The organism is Liquorilactobacillus vini DSM 20605, assembly GCF_000255495.1.
GTDB classification, from domain to species: Bacteria; Bacillota; Bacilli; order Lactobacillales; family Lactobacillaceae; genus Liquorilactobacillus; species Liquorilactobacillus vini.
The window spans coordinates 1-756 of the sequence record NZ_AHYZ01000094.1 but is presented as its reverse complement, the minus strand read 5'-3'; the positions used below and the strand labels follow the sequence as shown (position 1 = coordinate 756).

The 756-nt window shown below is 40.2% G+C and carries 1 protein-coding gene; it reads left to right on the top strand.

Going from position 1 to position 756, the window contains the following annotated elements; translation table 11 throughout:
* The first annotated feature begins 100 nt into the window (after nt 1-100).
* On the top strand, nt 101-496 hold the full coding sequence (locus ON15_RS06090; RefSeq protein ID WP_010580600.1) for a UPF0236 family transposase-like protein: 396 nt from the start codon (nt 101-103) through the stop codon (nt 494-496).
* The last annotated feature ends 260 nt before the right edge of the window (nt 497-756 follow it).

Below are 756 nucleotides of genomic sequence, written 5' to 3'. Positions count from 1 at the left end.
GGCAAACGCTATTCACCTTTACTATTAGCGCGAGTATCGGGCTTAGCTTCCAAAGGGGTTATGCGCACGGTGGCAAGTGCAGTAAATTTATACTAGCTCCATGGCATTACGGAAACTAGAGAATTACCTAAAGCGGAATTGGCAATATATTAAGCCAGCAGAATTACGAGGACTAAAGAAGCCTAAAGGATTAGGAAGCTGCGAAAGTAACCATCGGCGCTACACCTATCGTTTAAAACGTCAAGTAAGATCATGGAGTAAGGCCGGGTTAAAAGCAATGTCGCGAATTATTGATGCGCAACAGAATGAAGGATTGGTGGGAGCAATGAGATTTAAGGAATTGGCAAAACGATTTACCCATCAAGTTAAGGACAAATTATCAAGTCTCAAGCTTTTTGAGAAAGTCCAGGCACCGCATATAGGAGTTCTGCAAGGTAGGATAGTTCAAGATGCGCCAAGCAGTTCGGCGATTGGAAGACTAGCAAAGATCTTTTAGAATAGTTAAGATGAGAAAAGATTCAATTTTTGGAGCTACGAGAGAAACTTGACACATACAAATCCACCTCACTTATGGACTCTAACTTAATTGCTGGGTTCATTTTTTGTTAATGGGATACATCTGTAGAGGGCGGTTATAAAATGTAGGAAAGGGGGTGCGGACGTTTTTTTATACCGCCCTTGACAACATCCTTATTTTGGCGATGGGGGATGTATTTTTTTATACTTGTTTTTTAAAAAATAAAAAAGTAAATAGGA

Bases quoted from the DNA above. Each gene is read 5' to 3' on its own strand.
- ON15_RS06090 (WP_010580600.1), top strand. From the start codon at position 101: ATGGCATTACGGAAACTAGAGAATTACCTAAAGCGGAATTGGCAATAT.